30 protein-coding genes and 1 tRNA gene are annotated in these 21,849 nt (G+C 45.6%); 26 read left to right on the top strand and 5 right to left on the bottom strand.

Going from position 1 to position 21,849, the window contains the following annotated elements; translation table 11 throughout:
• The first annotated feature begins 465 nt into the window (after window positions 1–465).
• The 3 genes from B3N33_RS03240 (at window position 466) to B3N33_RS03230 (ending at window position 2,313) form a co-directional block, all read left to right on the top strand.
• Window positions 466–609 carry a hypothetical protein gene (locus B3N33_RS03240; protein ID WP_292588316.1) on the top strand — a complete coding sequence of 48 codons (144 nt, stop codon included), beginning with the start codon at window positions 466–468 and terminating at the stop codon, window positions 607–609.
• The gene (locus B3N33_RS03235; RefSeq protein ID WP_214060473.1) at window positions 609–1,322 is read left to right on the top strand and encodes a hypothetical protein; all 714 of its coding nucleotides are present in this window, start codon (window positions 609–611) and stop codon (window positions 1,320–1,322) included. The genes B3N33_RS03240 and B3N33_RS03235 overlap by 1 nt, the downstream gene beginning before the upstream one ends.
• 85 nt (window positions 1,323–1,407) lie before the next feature.
• A complete protein-coding gene (locus tag B3N33_RS03230) occupies window positions 1,408–2,313 on the top strand; it encodes a bifunctional enoyl-CoA hydratase/phosphate acetyltransferase (RefSeq protein ID WP_292588318.1) in 906 nt (301 codons plus the stop codon).
• Window positions 2,314–2,517: 204 nt separating this feature from the next.
• Here the strand turns inward: B3N33_RS03230 and B3N33_RS03225 are convergent, their stop codons facing one another.
• A complete protein-coding gene (locus B3N33_RS03225; RefSeq protein WP_292588319.1) occupies window positions 2,518–3,369 on the bottom strand; it encodes a PHP domain-containing protein in 852 nt (283 codons plus the stop codon).
• Between B3N33_RS03225 and B3N33_RS03220 the strand changes: the two genes are divergently transcribed.
• Window positions 3,346–4,275, top strand: a complete 930-nt coding sequence (locus B3N33_RS03220; protein ID WP_292588321.1) for a serine/threonine protein kinase — start codon at window positions 3,346–3,348, stop codon at window positions 4,273–4,275. The genes B3N33_RS03225 and B3N33_RS03220 overlap by 24 nt on opposite strands.
• Before the next feature lies 1 nt (window position 4,276).
• Here B3N33_RS03220 and B3N33_RS03215 read toward each other — a convergent pair whose 3' ends face one another.
• The 4 genes from B3N33_RS03215 to thiI are packed head-to-tail and all read right to left on the bottom strand — an operon-like array spanning window position 4,277 to window position 7,585.
• Complete coding sequence (locus B3N33_RS03215) at window positions 4,277–5,116, bottom strand: polyprenyl synthetase family protein (protein ID WP_292588323.1); 840 nt, start codon at window positions 5,114–5,116, stop codon at window positions 4,277–4,279.
• Window positions 5,103–5,633, bottom strand: a complete 531-nt coding sequence (locus tag B3N33_RS03210) for a bifunctional nuclease family protein (protein WP_214061547.1) — start codon at window positions 5,631–5,633, stop codon at window positions 5,103–5,105. Before B3N33_RS03210 ends, B3N33_RS03215 begins: the two co-directional genes overlap by 14 nt.
• A 10-nt stretch (window positions 5,634–5,643) precedes the next feature.
• On the bottom strand, window positions 5,644–6,396 hold the full coding sequence (locus B3N33_RS03205; protein ID WP_214078724.1) for a lysophospholipid acyltransferase family protein: 753 nt from the start codon (window positions 6,394–6,396) through the stop codon (window positions 5,644–5,646).
• Window positions 6,371–7,585: a tRNA uracil 4-sulfurtransferase ThiI gene (gene thiI, locus B3N33_RS03200; protein WP_292588328.1), complete on the bottom strand. Its 1,215-nt coding sequence runs from the start codon at window positions 7,583–7,585 to the stop codon at window positions 6,371–6,373. Before thiI ends, B3N33_RS03205 begins: the two co-directional genes overlap by 26 nt.
• A gap of 81 nt (window positions 7,586–7,666) precedes the next feature.
• On the opposite strand from thiI, the gene B3N33_RS03195 reads away from it, so the two are divergent.
• From B3N33_RS03195 to lepB, 22 genes are all read left to right on the top strand, one after another.
• On the top strand, window positions 7,667–8,383 hold the full coding sequence (locus B3N33_RS03195) for a tetratricopeptide repeat protein (RefSeq protein ID WP_214059999.1): 717 nt from the start codon (window positions 7,667–7,669) through the stop codon (window positions 8,381–8,383).
• A complete protein-coding gene (locus tag B3N33_RS03190; RefSeq protein ID WP_292588331.1) occupies window positions 8,383–8,877 on the top strand; it encodes a hypothetical protein in 495 nt (164 codons plus the stop codon). The genes B3N33_RS03195 and B3N33_RS03190 overlap by 1 nt, the downstream gene beginning before the upstream one ends.
• Window positions 8,870–9,673, top strand: a complete 804-nt coding sequence (locus B3N33_RS03185) for a carbon-nitrogen hydrolase family protein (RefSeq protein ID WP_214059997.1) — start codon at window positions 8,870–8,872, stop codon at window positions 9,671–9,673. The genes B3N33_RS03190 and B3N33_RS03185 overlap by 8 nt, the downstream gene beginning before the upstream one ends.
• A gap of 49 nt (window positions 9,674–9,722) precedes the next feature.
• Window positions 9,723–9,798, top strand: a tRNA-Lys gene (locus tag B3N33_RS03180).
• A 124-nt stretch (window positions 9,799–9,922) separates the two neighbouring features.
• On the top strand, window positions 9,923–10,489 hold the full coding sequence (infC, locus tag B3N33_RS03175; protein ID WP_292588531.1) for a translation initiation factor IF-3: 567 nt from the start codon (window positions 9,923–9,925) through the stop codon (window positions 10,487–10,489).
• The gene (rpmI, locus tag B3N33_RS03170; RefSeq protein WP_214059995.1) at window positions 10,458–10,661 is read left to right on the top strand and encodes a 50S ribosomal protein L35; all 204 of its coding nucleotides are present in this window, start codon (window positions 10,458–10,460) and stop codon (window positions 10,659–10,661) included. The genes infC and rpmI overlap by 32 nt, the downstream gene beginning before the upstream one ends.
• A 23-nt stretch (window positions 10,662–10,684) precedes the next feature.
• A complete protein-coding gene (rplT, locus tag B3N33_RS03165) occupies window positions 10,685–11,044 on the top strand; it encodes a 50S ribosomal protein L20 (protein WP_214059994.1) in 360 nt (119 codons plus the stop codon).
• A gap of 40 nt (window positions 11,045–11,084) precedes the next feature.
• Window positions 11,085–11,507 (top strand): OsmC family protein, encoded by a 423-nt coding sequence (locus B3N33_RS03160; protein ID WP_292588335.1) that lies wholly within the window; start codon window positions 11,085–11,087, stop codon window positions 11,505–11,507.
• Window positions 11,504–12,310: an Mrp/NBP35 family ATP-binding protein gene (locus tag B3N33_RS03155; protein ID WP_180979882.1), complete on the top strand. Its 807-nt coding sequence runs from the start codon at window positions 11,504–11,506 to the stop codon at window positions 12,308–12,310. The genes B3N33_RS03160 and B3N33_RS03155 overlap by 4 nt, the downstream gene beginning before the upstream one ends.
• Window positions 12,310–13,356 (top strand): S-methyl-5-thioribose-1-phosphate isomerase, encoded by a 1,047-nt coding sequence (mtnA, locus tag B3N33_RS03150; RefSeq protein WP_292588339.1) that lies wholly within the window; start codon window positions 12,310–12,312, stop codon window positions 13,354–13,356. Before B3N33_RS03155 ends, mtnA begins: the two co-directional genes overlap by 1 nt.
• A gap of 22 nt (window positions 13,357–13,378) precedes the next feature.
• On the top strand, window positions 13,379–14,668 hold the full coding sequence (gene glyA / locus B3N33_RS03145; protein WP_103133856.1) for a serine hydroxymethyltransferase: 1,290 nt from the start codon (window positions 13,379–13,381) through the stop codon (window positions 14,666–14,668).
• A 49-nt stretch (window positions 14,669–14,717) separates the two neighbouring features.
• Window positions 14,718–15,293, top strand: coding sequence for a uracil phosphoribosyltransferase (gene upp / locus B3N33_RS03140; RefSeq protein ID WP_349682150.1), 576 nt, complete (start codon window positions 14,718–14,720; stop codon window positions 15,291–15,293).
• Complete coding sequence (locus B3N33_RS03135) at window positions 15,262–16,056, top strand: carbohydrate kinase (RefSeq protein WP_292588345.1); 795 nt, start codon at window positions 15,262–15,264, stop codon at window positions 16,054–16,056. The genes upp and B3N33_RS03135 overlap by 32 nt, the downstream gene beginning before the upstream one ends.
• Window positions 16,057–16,060: 4 nt before the next feature.
• Window positions 16,061–16,627, top strand: coding sequence for a thymidine kinase (locus B3N33_RS03130; RefSeq protein WP_099829096.1), 567 nt, complete (start codon window positions 16,061–16,063; stop codon window positions 16,625–16,627).
• Window positions 16,628–16,870: 243 nt separating this feature from the next.
• Window positions 16,871–18,187, top strand: a complete 1,317-nt coding sequence (gene ffh / locus B3N33_RS03125; RefSeq protein WP_214078733.1) for a signal recognition particle protein — start codon at window positions 16,871–16,873, stop codon at window positions 18,185–18,187.
• Between the two features lie 31 nt (window positions 18,188–18,218).
• Window positions 18,219–18,509 (top strand): 30S ribosomal protein S16, encoded by a 291-nt coding sequence (rpsP, locus tag B3N33_RS03120; RefSeq protein WP_214078734.1) that lies wholly within the window; start codon window positions 18,219–18,221, stop codon window positions 18,507–18,509.
• Entirely contained in the window at window positions 18,509–18,742 is a 234-nt protein-coding gene (locus B3N33_RS03115) for a KH domain-containing protein (protein WP_099829099.1), read from the top strand. The genes rpsP and B3N33_RS03115 overlap by 1 nt, the downstream gene beginning before the upstream one ends.
• Complete coding sequence (rimM, locus tag B3N33_RS03110; protein ID WP_214060768.1) at window positions 18,739–19,299, top strand: ribosome maturation factor RimM; 561 nt, start codon at window positions 18,739–18,741, stop codon at window positions 19,297–19,299. Before B3N33_RS03115 ends, rimM begins: the two co-directional genes overlap by 4 nt.
• On the top strand, window positions 19,296–20,039 hold the full coding sequence (trmD, locus tag B3N33_RS03105; RefSeq protein WP_292588353.1) for a tRNA (guanosine(37)-N1)-methyltransferase TrmD: 744 nt from the start codon (window positions 19,296–19,298) through the stop codon (window positions 20,037–20,039). Before rimM ends, trmD begins: the two co-directional genes overlap by 4 nt.
• Window positions 20,029–20,613, top strand: a complete 585-nt coding sequence (locus B3N33_RS03100) for an RNA methyltransferase (protein WP_214060766.1) — start codon at window positions 20,029–20,031, stop codon at window positions 20,611–20,613. Before trmD ends, B3N33_RS03100 begins: the two co-directional genes overlap by 11 nt.
• Window position 20,614: 1 nt before the next feature.
• Window positions 20,615–20,962, top strand: a complete 348-nt coding sequence (rplS, locus tag B3N33_RS03095) for a 50S ribosomal protein L19 (RefSeq protein WP_099829103.1) — start codon at window positions 20,615–20,617, stop codon at window positions 20,960–20,962.
• A 6-nt stretch (window positions 20,963–20,968) separates the two neighbouring features.
• Complete coding sequence (lepB, locus tag B3N33_RS03090) at window positions 20,969–21,811, top strand: signal peptidase I (RefSeq protein WP_214060765.1); 843 nt, start codon at window positions 20,969–20,971, stop codon at window positions 21,809–21,811.
• The last annotated feature ends 38 nt before the right edge of the window (window positions 21,812–21,849 follow it).

Genomic DNA, 21,849 nt, shown 5'->3' with positions numbered 1-21,849 from the left:
CAAGGGATATGGCGGCGGCGAGAGTGTGTCATTTCTCTGAAGGTGTGGAGAAACTACTGGAGCTAACTAAGATTAGATTCATCAGTTGCTTGCATACGATGGTTCTGTTGTTCTCGTCTTTCATGAAGTGCTAGATGAGAGATGCAGCTCATGAATCTGCGCGATGAATAATGTTTTGAGAATCAGAGGCATAGAATATCCCGGGGCCGAACCCGGGACTTTTTTCAGAGTAAAGTCTGTGAGTGAAGCTTTCTTGATAAGAGACTGATGTATGAATTCTCACGGGGTGTCCCGAAGTGACTGAGCTGATTCCCACTCTTCCGGCAGTTTGGCGAGACGTTTCCCCCGTACTGGTGGAGGGTTACTTCTAGGTGTATATCTGGAATAGGAGGATGTGTACTTCTAGCCGCCGCCCTTCATAGAAGTTTGTTCTCAAGAATATGGTACAGTAAACCTGAGGTTTCTATGATTGAGATTCCAGAGGTTGTGGTACTGGCAGATCAGATCAATGAGAGCATGGCTGGTAAGAGAATCAAAGGTATTAAGATCCCGCAAGTCCTGGCAGGTTCTCTTTCTACCTTGGCGACCCCAACGATTACGATACTCTAATGCGCGATTCATACATCTGCGGGGGTAGGGCAATCGGTGGAATGGTTGAAATCATGGCTGACGACAAGCGGATTGTATTCTCCGATGGAGCCATTCCCAGGCTGTTTGATCGAAATGAAGAACCGAATCGGAAGTCACAACTAACAATTGAGTTCAGTGATGGTTCATTCTTGTGCGTAGGCATTCAGTTATACGGCGGACTGTGGTGTTTCAGCCAAGGAGGCTTTGACAACATCTACTATTCAGTTGCACAGGAAAAACCTTCTCCCCTGCACAGTGATTTCGATGAGAGCTACTATTTGAGACTCTTCGAGACTGAGAAGTCCGAGAAGCTCAGTCTAAAGGCATTTTTAGCAACCGAACAGCGAATACCGGGTCTTGGTAACGGCACTTTGCAGGATATCTTATGGACTGCGGAGCTTCATCCAAAGGCAAAGGTGGATTCGCTTTCTTCCGACGATAGGCAAAGGCTATTAAACTCAATAAAGAACGTGCTCAAGAACATGGCCGACAACGGTGGTAGGGAAACTGAAAGAGACCTGTTTGGAAAAGCTGGCGAATACACTATGAAAATCGGAAGAACTACCTATGATGGGCCCTGCCCTAGATGCGGCAGAAACATTGAGAGACAAGATTATTTGGGGGCAAGATCTACTTCTGTCCTAAATGTCAAAGGATATAACGCGTATACCTCTCGTTGGCTAGAGAGATAACTCCTTTCAGTACACGGTTTGCATAGAATTCTCAAATCATGAGCTATACTTATAACGAAAGTAGTAAAGGCGAGGAGGGTTTCAGTTGAGAGATTTTTCTGAGATGATTTCTTTGGCTAAAGCAAGGGGGCCACGAAAGGTAGTTCTTGTTGGTTCTGACGACCGCGAGGCCATCAGGGCTCTTAAACTTGCATCCGATGAAGGAATAGCGAAGCCTTTTCTGGTTGGAGAAAAAGAAAAGACTAGAGCTATTCTCAGTGAAGAGGGACTCTATGGTGAAGTAATCAATGCGTCAACTCCCGAAGAAGCCTGCGAGAAGGGTATTAGACTTGTGAGGTCAGGAGACGCCGACATTGTTATGAAAGGCCTTGTCAAGACATCGACACTGCTCAAGGCTGTTCTTAACAAGGATTGGGGTCTGAGATCGGGGAAAGTTCTGAGCCATGTTGCGGCTCTAGATGTTCCGGTACTTGATAGGGTGGTTTTTGTTACTGATGGCGGTATGGTGATCCGACCAGATTTGGCGACAAAAGTATCGATAATTGAGAACGCGGTCGCCTTTCTGAAGTCCATCGGGTACGAAAGACCAAGAGTGGCATTGGTTGCTGCTGTAGAAGTTGTAAATGAAGATATGCCGGAAACGCTTGATGCTGCGGTTATCTCGAAGATGTCTCAAAGAGGACAGCTCACCGGGTGCGATGTGGATGGACCTCTAGGAATGGATAACGCACTATCGATTATAGCAGCAGAGATTAAGAGGATATCTGGTCCAGTTGCAGGAAAGGCAGATCTGCTTGTTGTTCCGGATATCGTAAGCGGAAACATCTTGGGAAAATCGGCAGTATACCTTGCAGGCGGAACAATTGCGGGGCTGATTCTCGGAGCTGCGGCGCCCATCGTCATTGTTTCCAGAGCCGACTCCGCTCCTTCAAAACTTGCTTCGATAGCTTTGGCCAGTTATTCCATACTTTCTAGTAACAAAGATGACTGAGTCTACTTCTGGCAAGTCGGAAAGCATGAATGACTTAGGTCGCTGATCGGGCGAGAAAGAAGAATCTCGGCTGTTTAACCGTGCTGAAGAGATGAATTCACTTTGAAAGGGAGCGCCTCGAAGAACCGCTTTCCGCTGCACTCAAAGGACACAGCAAAAGATTCAGGTATGCTCTTCCGATCTCTTCACACCGATCTCAAAACGCTATTGAGACTTTTGAGGAGCGTTATCGTCCGCAGATAGCGACTCAAGAAATCTGTAAACAATGTCGTCTGGAATCTCTATGCCCAGCTCCAGATTCTTTTTGTGCTCTCCATGGTAGTCGCTGCCTCCCGATGCAAGCAACCCCAGATCTTCGGAAATCTGAAGAAGCTCGTTTCTTGTCTCTAGATCGTACACCTTGTAGAAAACCTCGATCCCTCTCAATCCGTAGAACATCATTCTCTTAATCATCTCCACTGTATCCTCTCGATTAAGCATCATGGAAATAGGATGAGCAAGGACCGGAATCCCCTTTGCCGAAAGGATAAGTTCAATCGCTGACTTTATTGACAGCCTCTCCTTCTCAACATAGGCAATTCCGTATTTGCCAATGAATCTTTCAAAGGCATCTTCATTTGATTCTGCGTAACCCTTCTTGACAATCAGGCTTGCAATGTGAGGCCTTCCAAGACTCTCGCCCGGAAACGAGCTTTCCAGCTCTTCATCAGTTATATCGATTCCAAGTGAACGCAACTTATAGAGAATCCTTGTATTTCTTAGGTTCCTCTTTAGTCGTATCTGTTCAAGATGTTTTTCGATTGAGTCTTCTGTAGAAACCATTCCGTAACCCAATATATCCAGAGTCTCGTGAAAATCACAACCAATCTCCACTCCTTTTACGTAAGCAATACCCATCTTCGAAGAAAGCTCTGCAGCATCTTTCTGACCGGAAAGCGTGTCGTGATCTGTGATAGAAAGAACAGATATAGCTTTTTCATGAGCCTTCTCAACTACTATCGTAACCGGGTCAGTTCCGTCCGAATGATCGGAATGACAGTGAAAATCAACTACCATTTGTCTACCGCCTTTTCTTGCAATGATGATATTATTCTACTAGAGGTGATCATAATAGAATACTACCTCGGCGAAGGGACGATTTTGAAGAAGCGCTACAGAGTGATCGAGCCATTGGGGAGGGGCGGGTTCGGGCTGACCTATTTGTGCTCGGATTTTCACATGGGAACTAAAGTGGCCGTGAAGGAGTTCTTTCCAAGAGGTGTTGAAAGAGAAAACAACAATGTAAAGCCAGTAGACAGTGATCTGAAGGATGTATATTATGAGAAACTTTCTTCTTTCTCAGAGGAGTTCACTATTCTGTCCAAAATCGAAGATGACAGGGTTGTGAAGGTTCTTGATCTTTTCACAGAAAACAACACCGCCTACTACGTTATGGAGTTCGTAAGCGGAAAGACCTTGAGAGATGCAGTGAGAGCAGATGGGGCAATGGAGGATTCGAGGGCTTATGAAGTAATCGATGAGATTCTGAAGGGAGTCGCATCTATTCACAATAGAGGCTATATTCACAGTGATCTAAAACCAACAAACGTGATGATGACGGACTACGGTAAAATCAAGGTGATGGATTTTGGTGCGGCCTGTCTGAAGGATGTCTACCTTATCAACTCTCTCTCGAAAGTGGTCTCCCTGAGTTATGCCTGTCCTGAGAAGTTCTTTTCGTCCTCGCGTCCCAGTTCTTCATGGGATGTCTATTCTGTAGGAGGGATTCTATACTTCCTTCTTTGTGGAAGAGATCCAGTTCCTTCGACAGATAGAATGAAAGGAATTCCGCTTGTATTTGATGAGTTCACAAGAAAAGCGAGGCGCATTCTAGACAAATCGATGTCTCTGGTTGCAGAGAAGAGATACTCAGACGCAAACGATTTCAGAAGAGCCTTGAAATCAAGGTTTCTTGGGTTTTAGCTTATCTTCTCGCGATGAGGTCGTAGATTTCCACCATCTCGCTCTTTAGATCTGTGAAGACGGATATTTCTTCTAGAAGCTTATGAAACATCCCTTCAACTCTTGACTGAGCACTTTCAATCGATTCAAATGAAAGAATGGTCAGTTTGTCTTGGATTCCGTCTTTTCCCGGAGTCTTTCCGAGTTCTCGCTCTGTGGAGGTTACGTCTTTTATGTCGTCCAAAAACTGAAATAGCTTACCGAATTTTAAGCCTAATCGATGCATCTCATTGAGCCTCTGTTCGCTCTCTACCACAAATGGAGCCGCGAAGCAGAAGCCGAAAAGGGCGCCGGTCTTTGCGGCATGAATTCTCTCCATCTGTTCTCTGGATCTTTCTTGGGGAAACACATCTTCAAATTCGCCTTCAACAACTTTCAGCGAAGTCTCATGCCATAGTTTGATCAAAGTCTGTTTGAAATCACAGTCGAGGTTCAGAGAAGAGAGGAGTCTTTGAGGTAACAACATAAGATAGTCCCCGGCAAGTATGGCTTTGCACTCGCCGAACTTCACATGACTAGAAGGCTGACCACGCCTAATACTGTCGTTGTCTATTTCAGGTAAGTCGTCGTGGATGAGGCTTCCGCTGTGGAAGAGTTCGACAGCCATGCCGGCTGTCATGGAGTTTTCATCTCCAAAAGCCGTAACCTTTGAGAGCTCCCAGATAAGATATGCTCTAAGTCTCTTTCCCCCTGATAGGGGAGTGTAAGAAACGACCTCTTTCAAGGGTCCGGCGACCGGCAACCCATCTAGAAACTGTTCAAGTCTTCGATTGAAGAATGGTATGAACTCAGCTAGTCTCATTATCCTGGTCTCTTCTGAAGTGTTTTTTCAGTTCTTCGATGTCAAGGTTCTCAACGAATTTCTTGAAGCTATCATTGTCTTCTTCTTGACCCTGGTGAAGAGCATCGGCCTGAAGACTGCTCAAATCAATAGAGCTTTCCATGAAAACGGCATCTTCCACGAATATCGGAAAGCCTTTCTTCACTGCAAGCACCAAACAGTCTGAAGGACGCGCATCAATAACATGCAGCTGACCGTTTCTGTCCTGTAAGTGCAAGGAAGCGTAGTATATGTTGTCTTTCACCTGGCCGATAACCGCCTTTTTGAAAGTCCCGCCAAGCTGTAAGACTGTATTCAAGAACAGATCATACGTCAACGGTCTGGGAAAGTCCTTTCCACTCACTGCAAGGGCAAGGGCCTCCGCTTCAAACGGACCTATCCATATTCCAAAGCCTTTGTTTGTCTTTTCGACTTCTAGTATGACTACCGGAGAATTGCTCTGATCAAGAGCCAGACCCCTAAGTCTTACCTGTAACATAAAACCCACCTCAATTTCTAAGTGATTCCAGTGACCCCTTAATTATATTATAGACTGCTTCACTGAACTCTTCCTCGGATTCGAAATCTTCGGGCAAGACCGGTTTACATATCGAAAGAGATATCCTTGACGGAGTTATTAGGAAGCTATTCTTCTTAAGGAGATTTCGTGTTCCGTCCAGGGCAACAGGCAGAACCCTTATTCCAAGCTTAAAGGGTATCGAAAGACTTCCCTCTTTGAATTCCCCAATCTCGCCGCCGGTGCTCCGCGTTCCTTCTGGAAAGAGCAGAATCGTTCCGTCTTCTTTCAGTATCCGGAATATCTTTCTCATTGCTCCTGCGGTCTGCGATTTGTTTCCCCTTTCGATGTACACTCCGTCGAGAGCGCTAACAAACCAATTGATTCCCGGAATCTTCGATAATTCCTTCTTCGCAATAAAAGAGATTTCTGCGTACACATAGCCGGGAATCAGAGGAATGTCGAATGCGCTCTGATGATTTGCTACTATCACCATAGAGCCTGTCTGCGGCACGTTTTCTTTGCCTACTACCTTAACTCTTGAACCTGAAAGAATAAAGGCCGCACGGCCAAACCTCGACACTTCGCGGGATATGAATGTCTTCCGCTCTTTCTTCCCCTTGAGCTTACCTATGAGATTTCCGATGAGAATAACGATTCCCCCGTAAACGTAGATATAAAGAACCCCGATTACGGCTATCCAGATCGTAACGAGCAGACTAAGAATCTTCTTGAGGAACCCCAATGACTCCTACCTCCAATACCTCTCCATTCTTCAACCTGTACATTCTCGACTTGTCAAGTGCTCTTGCACCTAAGTCTTCGAAGTCAAGACCGGCCTCAACCCGGTTGATATCGAATAATCTCGCTTTGGTAGCTGGATTTGAAGGAACAAACACAGTACAACAATCTTCATACGGCAGTATCGATGTACCGAATGTGCCAATTCTCTTCGCCAGTTCTATCGTCTCGATTTTATCGTAAGTAACGAGCGGTCTGAGTACGATCAGCCCTGTCTGTTCTTCTATGACCCTAAGGTTTTCCAGGGTCTGGCTGGCAACCTGCCCAAGGTTCTCTCCTGTTACGATAGCAACTATCCCATTATTCTCGGCAATCTTGCTGGCGATTCTCATCATGAGCCTTCTCTGGCATAGAAGGCTGTATCTCTCTTCAACGTGCTTATGGATAGCAATTTGAGCTTCGGTGAAGTGAACGGAATACATTCTGAACTCCCTGCCCCCGTTGTACAGAGAAAGCGTTCTTGCAAGAGAGAGAACTTTGTCAAAAGCTTTCTCTCCCGTGTAAGGTGGACTGGAGAAGTGAATGGCATCTAGATCCAACCCCCTTTTCTGAGCGAGCCACCCTGCCACAGGACTGTCTATACCTCCAGAAAGCATAAGCATTGCTCTGCCACTTACTCCAACCGGGAGACCTCCGCTCGCGGTTGTCTTTCCGCAAGAAACGAGAACTCCCTCATCTCTTATCTCGATCTCGATTTTGAAATCGGGGTTGTGAAGATCAACAGATGTCTCAGGGATTTTCTCAAGAATCCGCTCACCTACTAAAGGGTTCAGTTCAATGCTCTTAAGCGGGAATCTCTTGTCCAGTCTCCTTGTTTCAACCTTGAAGGTTCTTCTTCCTCTCATAATCTCTTCATGAGCGAGGTCAACGGAAGTTCGATAGATGTCCTCCAGATCATATGAAGTCCATGTGCCGACACTGAAGTTCTGAATTCCGAATGTTCTTGACGCAACTTCTGTAGCAGCTTTGAGTCTCTCGGAGGGTACCGAAACAATGATTCGGCCTCTGATTCTTTCTACTGTGGAGCTTCCAAGCTGTCTCTTAATGTTGTTCACCAGGGTTTTCTCAAACAACTTCCTGTTTCCTTGCTTAAGGGCGATTTCTCCATATCTAACCACTAGAAATTTATCCATCAGACTTCCTCCGGCATCTTTTGATCATGTAGTTATATAATATTCCTATCATACAATCTTCTTTGGGAGGTGTACCTTTACATGAAGAAACTGCTTACAGTTGTATTTTTGATCGTGTGTTCAGTCATGATCCTCGCTTCTGATTATGAGACTCTGTATTCTGAATTCGTTGGAATAAGAGCTTTAGAGAATGTAGAGATGATGTCAGCGTTCATAGGAAAGCTTGAGTTGGAGGACATGGGAAACATAGAGATTCTTACTTTGTTAGCTGATTCGCACAGAGAATACGCGAACTGGATCGAAGACAAGAAATCGAGAGAGACTCATTATAAGAAGGCAAGAGAGCTTGCCGAGAAGGCTATAGAGATGGATGCCTCTTACGGAATGGCGTATTACGTGAAAGGGGCGGCAATCGGTCAGCTGGCACAAATGGCGGGCATAATCCAGTCGATGTTCCTGATAACTGACTTCGACAAGAGTATTGACAAAGCTATGGAACTGATGCCCGACAGCCCGTTTCCGTTTATTGCTAAAGGCATGAGAGATAGGGATACTCCCTGGCCATACCGAAATTACGGAAAGTCGGAAGAACGATTCCTGAAGGCCATTGAAAATGATCCTGAATACATCAACAGCTACTACGAGCTGGCCGTTCTGTATGAAGTATGGAAGAAGAAAGATCTGGCGGCGCAGTACTACAAAAGGGTTGTTGAGTTGGATCTGCAACCGGCTTTTGTTGCTCAAGGACAGGAGTCGAAGGAAAAGGCCCAGAAGTGGCTTGAAGATAACGGTTACTGATGCTTTATAGGATACTTTTCTCGCTTGTTCCGCTTTTCCTGATGCCATTTCTCAATTACCAATTCTTAGACTCGGTGATAGCCGTGTTAGTAATCCTTCCGGGAATGATTCTCGGAAACAAGACGGATCGAGTGGCTAGAATACAGAATCTCACGATGATTCTTTTCTATGTGGTTCTCATATTCGGCTACTTTCATGATACAACCGGCACAATCTACAGAACCGAGGTCATGATTCTGGTTGCGGCTCAAGGTGTGTCTGGCTTTTACGGCTTACTTCACCAGAAAAGACGGCTGGCAGTGGTCTTCTCGCTGGGATACTGGATTCTGGTAGGAGTTGCTATGGGAAGAATAGCTTATTTTCGGCTGGGAAATAGTGGAATCGTTCTTACGGTAGTACTAATGCTGCTAGTTGCTGCGCAGGATGTCAGAAGGATTTTCAAACCTTTGGCTAAGAGCCCTTTTATGCAGGGTGGTGAAGACAGTAATGAGTAGTGCAGGTAAAGTAAGAATCGGAATCGTGCAGTTTAGAGCGTATAACGATGAACCTGGAGAAAACCTTGAGAGAGCGACTAACTACATAGAGAATCTAGTAGAAGAAGAAGTGGATCTAGTGCTCCTTCCCGAGATGTTCAATAGTGGATACGGAACGGACGAGACCACAGTGAACAACGCGATTGAGATGCAAGAAGAAACCGTGGAAGTTCTGTCTGCACTTGCGGATTATAACGATATCGCCATAGTAGGTGGGATGGTCAACAGAAAGGATGGGGCTGTTTTCAATTCCACGGTGATAATGTTGCCGTACCTCGAACCAATCTACTACAACAAGACTCATCTCTTTCGAGACGAGAAAAAGGTCTTCACTCCTGGAAGCGAATTCAGGTCATTCGAGTATTCTGGAGTCAGTTTCGGAGTGCTAATGTGCTACGAAGTAGGATTCCCCGAAATCTCAAGAAAACTCTGTCTGAATGGAGCAGAGATTCTATTGATTCCCTTCGCTTTTGGGAGAGAGAGAAGAACGATTTTCGATGTTGCAACGAGAGCTCGTGCGATAGAAAACGCATGTTTTGTCGTTGCTGCAAGCCAATGTGGAGTCGGTAGATCGATTAACTTCGTCGGAGAGAGCAGAATTGTGTCTCCCTCAGGCGAAATTCTTGTAGATTGCGGTGGTGCAGAAGGCTTCGCTTCTACCGATATTGATACCAAGCTTGTGAAGAAGTACCGGTACAGTGAAACCCGCGATTCACACGGGTATTTTTCTAACTTCAGGGATGACCTTTATCGTTGAAACCCGGTTGACAGGTTCATTCGCATGGGATACAATAAATACCGTCAGTGGGCCGTTAGCTCAGCAGGCAGAGCGATTGATTCTTAATCAATAGGTTGCAGGTTCGATCCCTGCACGGCTCACCAGAAAGTAGTATTAAGTGGAGATCTTCTCCCACCCCCGCCCAAAGGTTGAGGGGTCAATAGCTTGAAAACTGGTTATTGACATGGCGGGTTGTTCCGCCAATTTTTTTATGAGAGGTGATGTAGTATCGTAAGAGGTGATTCAACACCGAAAAACAACGAAATAATGACGAAGACTGTTAGACTCGTTGACATTGACGGAGAACAGCTTGGAGTAGTACAGACAACGGAGGCATTGAGAATCGCAAGAGAAAAAGGACTCGATCTGGTTCTTGTTGCTCCATCAGCAAATCCTCCTGTAGCAAGAATTATGGACTACGGTAAGTATAAATACGAAAAGGACAAGCGCAAGAAGGAAGCAAAGAAGAAGACGAAACAGTCTCAACTCAAAGAAATGAAATTCAGGATCAGGATCGATGAGCACGATTTCCAGACGAAGACGAACAGGATCAAAGAGTTTCTTGAAAAGGGAAGCAAAGTTAGGGTGGTCATAATGTTTAGAGGAAGGGAGATCGTCTTTTCAGATAAAGGGAGAGAGATTCTCGAAAGAGTTGCAGATCAGCTTCAACTAATTTCCGATATCGACCGTCCTCCAAAGTTGGAGGGAAGAGATATGTGGATGATTCTTAAGCCAAAGGCAGCTCCTCAAGGAGGTAAAGATAATGGGCAACAAAGTAAAGATGAAGCCTCATAAGGCAAGTGCCAAAAGATATAAGGTAACCGGTAGTGGAAAGATAATGAGAAACCAGTCTGGAACTGGTCATAATACCGGTAAGAAGAGCGAAAGCAGCCGCCGAGAGGCCCGAAAATGGAAATTGGTCGAAGGCGGATATGAGAAGAAAGTAAAGAAAAGCCTGGGCATTTGACCCTTCTGAGAGGTGAGATTTAGATGCGAGTAAAAGGTGGAGTGAACTCCAAAAAGAAAAAGCTGAAATACTTGAAGGCCGCGAAAGGCTATAGAGGTGCGTTGAGCAGAAGATACAGACTTGCAAAGCAGTATTACATAAGATCGGGAGTCTACGCATATGCTGGAAGGAAGATCAGAAAGAGAGATTTCCGAAAGCTATGGATAACCAGGATAAATGCTGGTGCTAGAATTGCCGGTACGAAGTACAACGATCTCATTCACGGTTTGAAATTGGCCGGTGTGAACATCAACAGAAAGATGCTGGCTGATCTTGCGGTCAATGATTTCGGCACATTCAAAGAGTATTGCGAGATTGCCAAATCGGCACTGAACGGTAACTGAAAGGGGCTTAGGCCCTTTTTTTTTGTGAGGGGATGAGACAATGGAATACTCTGCTAAGAGAATAGGGAAGATGGCCTTCTACGCGAAGACTCCTTCTGGCCATGATATACATATGGATGCAAAGGAAAGTTCCGGAGGCGATGGATCGGCACCGACTCCAATGGAGACGGTAATGGCTGCCTTGATGGGTTGCACTTCAATGGATGTTGTTTTGATTCTTTCCAAGATGAAGGTTACAGATTACGAGTACTGGATTTCTGCAAACTATGAGTATGCGAAGGAACATCCGAAGGTTTTCACGAGTATCGAACTCGTATATCACTTCTCGGGCAAAGATCTGCCGAAGGATAAGATTGAAAAGGCAGTTGTCCTTTCTCAGGAAAGATATTGCTCCGTCTCGGCAATGCTGAAGAATTCGGTAGATCTTACAATGAGGATTGAATATGGGGGCGAAAGAAATTGAATCCACAAGAGATGGCTGAGAGGATGGAAAGCATAAGAGAAAACGTTAAGTCAATAAAGAACAAAATACTAGTGATGTCAGGTAAAGGTGGAGTCGGCAAGTCGACGGTCGCGGTTAATCTGGCGCTGGCTCTTGCGGATGAAGGCTTCAAGACGGGTCTGATGGATATTGATCTTCATGGACCAAACGTTGCCAGGATGGTAGGTCTGAAAAAGCAGCCCGAAGTCGTAGAAGGACAGATTTTTCCTCCCGAAGTTCTACCAAATCTTAAGGTAATAAGCATTTCAAGTTTCGTTGAAGAAGATGCTCCGGTTATTTGGCGTGGTCCAATGAAGACAACGGCGATCTATCAGTTTCTTGGTGATGTTGCGTGGGGAGAGCTCGACTTCCTCGTAATTGACTCTCCTCCAGGTACCGGCGACGAGCCTTTGACAGTTCTTCAGACTCTTCCTGATATAATGGCGCTTATAGTTACTACACCTCAAGCCGTTGCAGTTCAGGATGTGAAGAGAGCGATCAATCTGGTAGAGACAATGCACAGGAACCCACTGGGAATTGTGGAAAACATGTCATATATGAGATGCCCGCACTGTGGAGAAATCACGAAGTTATTTGGAGAAGGTGGAGGGAAGAATCTCGAGACTCTCTTCAGCATCCCCCTTTTAGGGTCGCTCCCCTTCGATCCTACGCTAGTAGGTTTTTCGGACAACGGCAAAAGCATCGTTACTCACATGAGAGGGTCTGAACTTGAAGTCGCATACCGCTCAACGGTGAAAGAGATCGTTAAGAGGGTGAATATCTAGTGGGAAAGTTCAAGAGTATCACGCTTGAATGGAAAGAAGATCGACTGATACTAATAGACCAAAGAAAACTACCTTCAGTTGAAAAGTATGTTGAATGCCAGACCCACGAAGACGTGTATCATGCGATAAGGGATATGGTGATCCGAGGAGCCCCTGCGATAGGAGCAAGCGCGGCATTTGGTTATCTCCTTGGTGCTAAAGAGGTTCTGGCAAGCTCTAAGGAAGTGTTCTTCGACCATATGGATTTGGTGAAGAGAAGGCTCTCAGAAAGCAGACCTACGGCCGTAAATCTTTTCTGGGCTCTCAACAGAATGGAAAAGACACTCAACACCCATCGTGAATTAGATAGAAAAAGGTTAGCAGAGAGTCTTGAGAGCGAAGCGCTTGCAATTGCAGAGGAAGATATTGAGATCAATATGACGATTGGGAAAAACGGTGCAACTGTTGTGAGAGACGGTGACGGAATACTTACTCATTGCAACGCAGGAGCACTCGCGACTGTGGATTATGGAACGGCACTAGGTGTGATGAGGGCGGCCGTGGAGCAAGGCAAAAAGATATCGGTTTATGCCGATGAGACTCGACCGTATCTCCAAGGGGCTAGGCTGACGGCTTGGGAGCTTATGAAATCAGGAATCGATGTTACTCTTATCTGCGACAATATGGCAGGATGGGTTATGAAGAAGGGGTTAGTCGATCTAGTGTTGGTCGGGGCAGACAGGATCGCCGCTAACGGTGATACGGCAAACAAGATCGGAACCTATTCGGTTGCCATTCTTGCTCAAAAACACGGGATTCCCTTCTACATTGTTGCACCGCTGAGCACAGTGGATCTTCTGACCAAAAGTGGTGATGGGATTCCGATAGAGGAGAGAAGCCATCTTGAGATAACACAAATTGGGGATTATCAGATAGCCCCCGAGGGTGTCAAGTGTTTCAACCCTGCATTTGATATTACTCCATCAAGCCTTATAACCGGGATAATTACTGAAAAGGGAATTGCTCGTGCACCATACGATGTTTCGTTGAAGAAGATGTTCGAATAGAATCCTTTAGGAGGTTTTTTGCATGTGGGAATCTTTGGAGAGAACCGATAGACAAGTATTCGATATTATGGTCAAAGAGCTTGATAGACAAAGAAATGGGCTCGAACTGATCGCTTCTGAGAATTTCGTCTCTAAAGCCGTCATGGAGGCGATGGGATCAGTGATGACAAACAAATATGCGGAAGGTTACCCGTCCAAAAGATACTACGGAGGCTGTGTTTTTGTCGACGAGGTCGAGGAGCTTGCACGAGAGAGAGCCAAAAAGCTTTTCGATGCGGGGTTTTCAAACGTTCAGCCTCACTCGGGCTCCCAGGCAAACATGGCTGCCTATCTGGCTATTGCCAAACCGGGCGATACTATAATGGGAATGTCTCTTAGTCACGGGGGCCACCTCACCCACGGATCACCGGTAAACTTTTCTGGAAAGCTTTTCAACGTTGTCGCTTATGGAGTTGATGAGGAGAGTGAGGTAATCGATTACAAAGAAGTCAGAAGGATTGCCCTCGAGTCGAAGCCTTCAGTAATTGTGGCTGGCGGGAGTGCTTATTCTAGAATAATCGATTTCAAGAAGTTCAGGGAGATCGCCGATGAAGTCGGTGCAGTACTGATGGTTGACATGGCGCATTTTGCCGGCTTGGTTGCGGCAGGAATTCATCCCAACCCGCTTGATTTCGCCCATATAGTAACCACTACTACTCACAAGACATTGAGAGGACCTCGCGGTGGAATGATACTTACCAATAGTGAAGAAATCGCCAAAGCGGTTGACAAGATGGTGTTCCCGGGAACTCAGGGCGGTCCGCTGATGCATGTAATCGCCTCGAAAGCAGTATCATTTGGAGAGGCTCTCAGAGATGAATTCAAAGTCTATCAGCAGAGTATTGTCGAGAATACTCGTTATTTGGCGAAGTCTCTTGAAGAGAAAGGTCTAAGGATAGTCTCGGGAGGGACGGACACACATCTCTTCCTGGTAGATTTGACTCCAATAAATGTCACCGGTAAGTCTGCCGAGAAAGCACTTGAAAAGGCTGACATTACGGTTAATAAGAACACAATACCTAGGGAGACAAGATCTCCTTTCGTAACCAGTGGCATAAGAATTGGAACCCCTGCGGTTACTACAAGGGGAATGACTGAGAAGGAAATGCCAATTATTGCGGACTTGATAATCAGAGTCCTTAAGAGCATAGAAGGAGATAAGGGAGAGATATCTCAGACAAAGGTGAGAGAGATAAGCGAAGAGGTCAAGGCTTTGGCTGAGAAATTCCCGCTCTACCCGGATCTGGTCCACAGGAGTGATGCAGGTGTTTGATCAGCTCACGATAGTTAACCATCCGCTCATTCAGCACAAGCTAGGAATAATGAGAGATGATCAAACCGGTCCAAAGGAGTTTAGGGAACTCCTGAAAGAAATCACTCTGTTACTTACTTATGAGGCTACAAGGCATATCCCAACTTTTGAGAAAGAGATAACTACTCCACTCGTGAAGATGATCGGTCAAAGTATCGAAGATAAGAAGGTGACTGTTGTTCCGATTCTTAGAGCTGGATTGGGCATGGTTGAGGGCGTTCTCTCCCTAATGCCTAACGCATCAGTCGGTTATATCGGCATATACAGAGATCCCGACACGATTCAACCCGTTGAGTATTACTCAAAACTGCCAAAGATCGACGAAACGACTCAGATATTTGTGCTGGATCCAATGCTGGCAACGGGTGTTTCGTCATCTTGGGCCCTTAAACTGGTCAAGAAAGCAGGAGGGAAACAGATCTCTTTGATGTGTTTGATTGCAGCTCCCGAAGGAGTTAGTTTCATACAGAAGAATCATCCCGATGTGAAGGTCTTTACCGCAGCTCTTGATGAAAAACTGAATGATCATGCCTATATCATTCCTGGATTAGGAGATGCAGGTGACAGACTCTACAGAACGAAGTAGGGCTCGGGCTCTTGTTGTCGGCGGATATCTAGAGGATATTGAGGTCTCAGGCAGTGGACACAATGCCAGAATAATCCAGGCTACTGGAGGATCGGGCTTCAATGTGGCAAACTGCCTTTCCTTGTTTGGTGTTGATGTCCTTTTTCTGAGCTGTTTTGGCCCTGGTGAATCGAGCCAATGGGAGTTCAAGTCTATCCCAATTAGATCAGAGTGTTCAAGAGGAAAGTTTCTTTTTAGGAAGAATGAAGTTCTCGCCGTGGAAAAGCCGTCGATAGTCGGTATTGAAGAAGAGCTGATCGGCATTTTGCTAAAAGAGGAGTTTGATCTTATTTACAGTACTCTAGAGATAGGCCAGTCGGCTGCTGCGACGGTGAGCGCCATTAAGTCTCGTTTAAAGGTGCTCGATCCTTCTCCTGGGCACGAATATAGGGGGAACGGAGGACTTTCGTTGTACGACCTTATTCTCGCCAATGATTATATGGCCTTTGACAAGAAAGACAAGAGAGTGATTACTAAGGCATCGTCAAAAGGAGCCTCTTACGGGGGACATGATTACAAACCCCGTAGAATCGGTGAGAGTCGTTTCGGCAGCGGAGATTTGTTTGGAGCGATCTTGTCGATCATGATTCTTGCAGGAAGGACCATCGATGGCGCCATAAGAGAGGCCGTTGAGATCAGCAGCGAGTTCTGCTATCAGGAACGATCGCTAGAGCAGTTCGTGCTTCATAAGAGAGCCGTCATTGATAACTCTATAAGGGGTTGAGCATATGTCTGGGAAACTAACAGTTGTTGCGGGACCAATGTATTCCGGGAAGACTTCGACACTTCTATCCATGATAGAGATATATACACTTGGAAGAAAGAGAATAAAGGTTTTCAAGCCGATAATTGATAACAGATACTCCTCTAATCATGTGGTTAGTCACTCGGGACAGATGGCAGAGGCCATTAACGTGGAAGACTCTTCAAAAATCCGAGAAATCGTTTCACTGGAAAAGGAGAAGCTCGACGCGATTTTCATAGATGAGACTAACTTTTTCGATCAAAGTCTGCTAGAGGTAGTGGAAGAGATAGTATTTAGCGGGATTGATGTCTTCTGTGTGGGGTTAGATCTCAGTTTCAAACACAGGCCTTTTACCGTCACTGCAAGTTTGATGGCGGCTGCAGATGAAGTCGTCAAAAAGAAGGCCGTATGCCACAGGTGTGGCGAGTACAATGCAACCGTTACGCACAGGATTTCGGGTTCGATAGATAGTGAGATAGATGTGGGTGGAATGGAGAAATATATAGCCGTCTGCAGGGATTGTTACAGAGAACTTAATTCATCTGACTAGATAGCACGCGCCGCTTCGATGCCATAATCTTCTTTAGAAGAATGTTTAGCCTCTTCGCCATTTGGCGGTTGATAGCATTGCTTAAGAAATTATTTGCAAGTATATAGGTGAATTAAGTATATTGATATTAGTGTGGTAATTAAAAATTAATATAAGTAGATGATAATCGCAGTTGTTGTTCAGATAAGTTCAACATTCTTGCGCCGGCCCGTTGTATACTTTTCAGGCTGCGGAGGTGTTTAGATGTTTGAGAATCTCCAGGACAAACTTGGCAGAGCATTTAAGCTGCTGAGTGGAAAAGGAAGGATCTCGGAAAAGAATATAGAAGACGCCGTTAAGCAAGTTAAGCTGTCGCTCCTAGAAGCCGATGTCAACTACAAGGTTGTCAAAGAGTTTATAGGAGGGGTAACAGAAAAGGCTCTTGGTGAAGAGGTGCTGAAGTCTTTCACACCGGATCAACAGTTCATAAAGATCGTTAGGGATGAGCTGATCAAGATGCTTGGTGAGAAGTCGGTTCCGTTGAGGCTTTCTAGTCAGCCTGCCATAATCATGATGGTAGGTCTTCAGGGCAGCGGAAAGACGACGACTACTGCCAAGCTCGGTGCTCTACTGAGAAAGGAAGGCAAGAAACCTCTCCTTGTTGCAGCAGATGTTTACAGACCGGCTGCTATTGATCAGCTTATTCAGCTCGGAAAGCAGATAGATTTGCCCGTTTTCACCGGCGAAAGAAAGAATCCGGTGAGAATTGCTAAGGAAGCGGTTCAGCAGGCAGTAAAGAATATTAACGATGTGGTAATTCTAGATACGGCCGGACGGCTTCATATAGATGAAACAATGATGAGTGAACTCAGAGAGATCGTTGCCACGGTCAAGCCCGACGAGATCCTAATGGTTGTTGACGCGATGACTGGTCAGGATGCAGTGAATTCTGCAAAGGCATTTAATGAAGCGCTTGAGCTGTCGGGGTTCGTTGTGACGAAGCTAGATGGAGATGCCAGAGGCGGAGTGATTCTATCGATACGGCATGTGACGGGCAAACCGGTCAAGTTCATAGGGATTTCCGAGAAGCCCGATGGGATTGAGACTTTCTATCCAGACAGAGTGACCGGTCGAATACTTGGCATGGGAGACGTACTATCACTAATAGATAAACTGCAGTTGAACATAGACGAGGAAAAGGCAAAAGAGATGGAAGAGAAGTTTCTCAAGAACAAGTTCGATCTTGAGGACTTTCTAAACCAGCTTAAGGAAGTGAAGAAGCTGGGTTCCATAGCAGACATCATGGAAATGATTCCCGGAGCACCCAAAGACGTGGATCTTGCGGGAAGCGAGAAAAGCATGAAGCGAACGGAAGCGATTATAAGCTCAATGACCTCGAAAGAGAGGAGAAACCCCAAGCTTCTGAACTACTCAAGAAAACAAAGGGTTGCAAGAGGCAGCGGTACGACTATCCAGGATGTGAACAAGCTCTTGAAGTCATATGATCAGATGAGAAGCATGATGAAGCAGTTTGGAAAGAAGGGAAAGCTGTTCAAAAGTATGAAAGGATTTCCATTTTAGATAGTAAAGAATCAGGAGGTGTACGCAAAGAATGGTAAGAATAAGGCTAACAAGAATGGGTAGAAGAAACAGGCCGTTTTACAGGCTTGTCGTGGTAGATTCTCAGAAACGTAGAGACGGAGCATATATTGACTCTCTAGGTTTCTATGATCCCATAAGGGATCCGGGAATCATGAGTGTTGATGTCGACAAGGCTGTAGAATGGATTATGAAGGGTGCGCAGCCAACGGAAACCGCGAGATCTATTCTCGCAAAGTTTGGAGTTATGAAGAAGGTTCATGAACTCAAACTCGTAAAAGAGTCAGGAGAGAAAACGGAGTAATGAAGGAAGTGCTTGAACATATTCTGAAGGGAATAGTTAGAAACCCTGATCAGATTGCCGTAGATCAGACAACTGACGAAAACGGAAACACGGTCTTTGAAATAAGTGCTGCAGAAGAAGATGTCGGCCAGATAATCGGAAAAGATGGCAGAACCATAAAGTCAGTGAATGTTCTTCTCAATGCTCTCGCAGGCTCGTCGAAGGAGAGTTTCATCCTAAAGGTGGTTCGATGAGCGATTTGAGAGGCGGCCTTTCTGAGGACATGATCCCTGTGGGAAGGATAGTCAAGCCACACGGTCTTCGGGGCGAGATGAAGGCCAAGATTTCTCTAGAAGACGAAGAAGTGTTCAGAGGTATCGAGGATGTCTTACTGTACAACGAGAAAACGGGATCTCAGCTTAGAGTATCTTTAGACGGAGTCAGGAAAGCAGCGAAGGGATGGATTGTACACTTTGACGGTGTTGACTCGATGGTTCAGGCAGAGAGGTTTGTGGGCTTCCACATATATATCGAAAGGCAGGCCTTGCCTGAACTTGGAGAAGGAGAGTATTACTACTTCCAGATTCTTGGTTGCAGTGTCTACGATGAAAAAGGTCGACTTATTGGTATGGTGAACGACATCATCGACACCGGCGCAAACGATGTTATGGTTGTTGTTCGAGATCAGAAGGACTTAACCGTGAAGGAAGAGCTGATACCTCTAATAAAGGATTACATTGTCGAGTTGAATGTAGATGGGAAGACTATAGTTGCGAAGACTATGGAATTTGAAGAGGTTAAGTCTGGATGAGAATCGACGTCTTGACGATCTTCCCACGGCTCTTTGAAACGGTTTTCAGCTGGGGAGTCATATCGCGAGCAATAGAAAGAGAGATTATATTCTTTAGAGCCATCGATATAAGAGATTTCACGGAGGATCGTCACAGGACCACCGACGACTACCCTTTTGGAGGGGGAAGCGGTCTAGTAATGAAGGCCGAACCAATTCTGAAGGCAGTTGAGAGTCTGTCCGACGAAGGAACCAAACCCTACGTAATCTATGCATCTCCTCAGGGTAAGGTCTTTGACAATAACAAGGCTCAGGAACTAAGTAGGTTAGAAAGTATTGCCTTCATCTGTGGTCGATATGAGGGAATAGACGAAAGAGTTATGAATGTAGTTGACGAAGAGCTTTCGGTGGGAGACTTCGTACTTAGCGGTGGAGAAGTTCCTGCAATGCTCATGATAGAGGCTATCTCAAGATTTGTGCCCGGTGTGGTGGGGGATATGGAGTCGGTGATAAACGATTCATTCTTCTCTGAACTCCTTGATCATCCTCATTACACAAGACCGAGAGAACTGAACGGTATGAAGGTGCCCGACGAGCTCCTTAGCGGGAATCATGAGATGATAGAGATTTACAGAAGGATCGAGAGTTTGAAGAGGACTATGGAGAGAAGACCGGATGTCTTTTTGAAGCATGATTTCGATTTGACGGATAAGAAGGCCTTGCTTGCGCTCTTCAAGGAGCTGAAAAGAGATGCTGAATAACATATACCTTGCTCTAATTCACTACCCAGTTTTGGGTAGGCATGGAAATATCGTTTCCAGCGCGGTTACTAATCTCGATGTGCACGATATTGCCCGAACATGCAGAACGTACAACATCAAGGGCTACTTCGTAGTGAGCAATCTTCCCGCGCAGAGAGAAATAGTAGATAATGTTCTTAATTACTGGCTTGAGGAGTTCGGAAGAGAGTACAATCCTAGTAGAAGTGAGGCCCTTACTGTTGTTAAGAGGGCGTCGTACATCGAAGACGTTATTGAAGAAATCGATAGGATTGAGGGTAAGAAACCGGTTCTTATATTCACTTCGGCCAAGAAGGGAATAGACAGACTAACTTATGAGGAAATGAGGAAGGTTATCATATCAAGTGAGAAACCTCATCTTCTTCTTTTTGGAACAAGTTGGGGCTTGCCCAAGGAAATTGAGAAGACTTGCGACTATTCGCTTGAGCCGCTGAGAGCAGATTCGGATTTCAATCATCTCTCGGTCAGGGCGGCGGTTGCGATAATATTAGACAGATTAATTCACGAGGATACAATAGAAGTTAGGAGGGATTAAGATGGATCAGTACATAAGATCTCTGGAAAACGAACATTTGAGAGAAGATCTTCCACAGATTGGCCCGGGCGATACTGTACGGGTAAGCGTAAGAATAAGAGAAGGGAACAAGGAAAGGATACAGGCCTTTGAAGGTATTGTTATGGGCATCAGGGGCAGTGGAACGGGCAAGTCGTTTACTGTTAGAAGAGTGGGGGCTGCAGGAGTTGGAGTAGAGAGGATTTTCCCATTTACAAGTCCTTCTCTTGAAAAGATTGAGGTTCTGAGAAGAGGAAAAGTTAGGAGAGCGAAGATCTACTACATTAGAGACGTGCAGGGTAAGGTAAAGATAAAAGAGAAAAGGGACTGAGGCCTAGTGTCTGCTAAGAAGTCGGAAAAGGCCTCTGACAAAAAAGGATCGCGCTTTCTCCACGAAGTGAAGGAGTGGGGAAAGGCGATTCTTTACGCGATTGTCTTTGGAACGATAATTCGTCTGTTTGTTTTTGAGACTATGCTAGTTCCGACGGGTTCTATGATACCTACCATAAATCCTCCCGCCAGGTTATTTGTGGAGAAGATTACATACGAATACAGACAGCCTGATTACGGAGATATCGTCGTATTCTGGACACCTTACGTAGACATCGAGTCTCAGAAGTATCTCAGGGCCTTCGACAAGTTTATGGATTTCTTCGCACCCGCAGAATACAGGGGCCACGTGAAATACGTGAAGCGGTTGGTTGGAAAGCCCGGTGATGTTCTTGAACTCAAGAGGGCTCCGGACTATACTGCGGCTAATCCAGTTTACCAGCTGTACGTTAATGGAGACATTCCTCCTTCGCTGGAGGAAAGGCGTTATGTCAGGGAAGGGGTCTTTTATGATCCGATGTTCTTCTTTGGGTTGGCTCACCCGGATGACCCTTCGGTGAGGTTTTCACCATATTACAGACTGTATCAGGCATACAAGGGGCTTATTGAGTACGCGGAGTTTTACGATACGGTGTTGGAACCACTCGGTCTGGAAAAGTATATTCGGCAAGATCCTGCAACGGGAGAAGTAAAGGTTATTGTTCCGGAAGGGTTTAGATTCATGATGGGGGATAACTCTACCAACAGCTTTGACAGCAGGTATTTCGGTTTTGTGCCAGAGGAAGCTATAATTGGGAGTCCTATGCTCACAATATGGCCATTATCTGATTTTGGGCCATTAAGAAAATAACCGGGGAATCCCCGGTTCTGGCGGAGGCGGTGGGACTC

The sequence above is a fragment of the Mesotoga sp. UBA5825 genome, assembly GCF_002432955.1.
Classification (GTDB): Bacteria; Thermotogota; Thermotogae; order Petrotogales; family Kosmotogaceae; genus Mesotoga.
The sequence above is the reverse complement of the archived record's forward strand: the minus strand, read 5'-3'. Positions and strand labels throughout refer to the sequence as shown.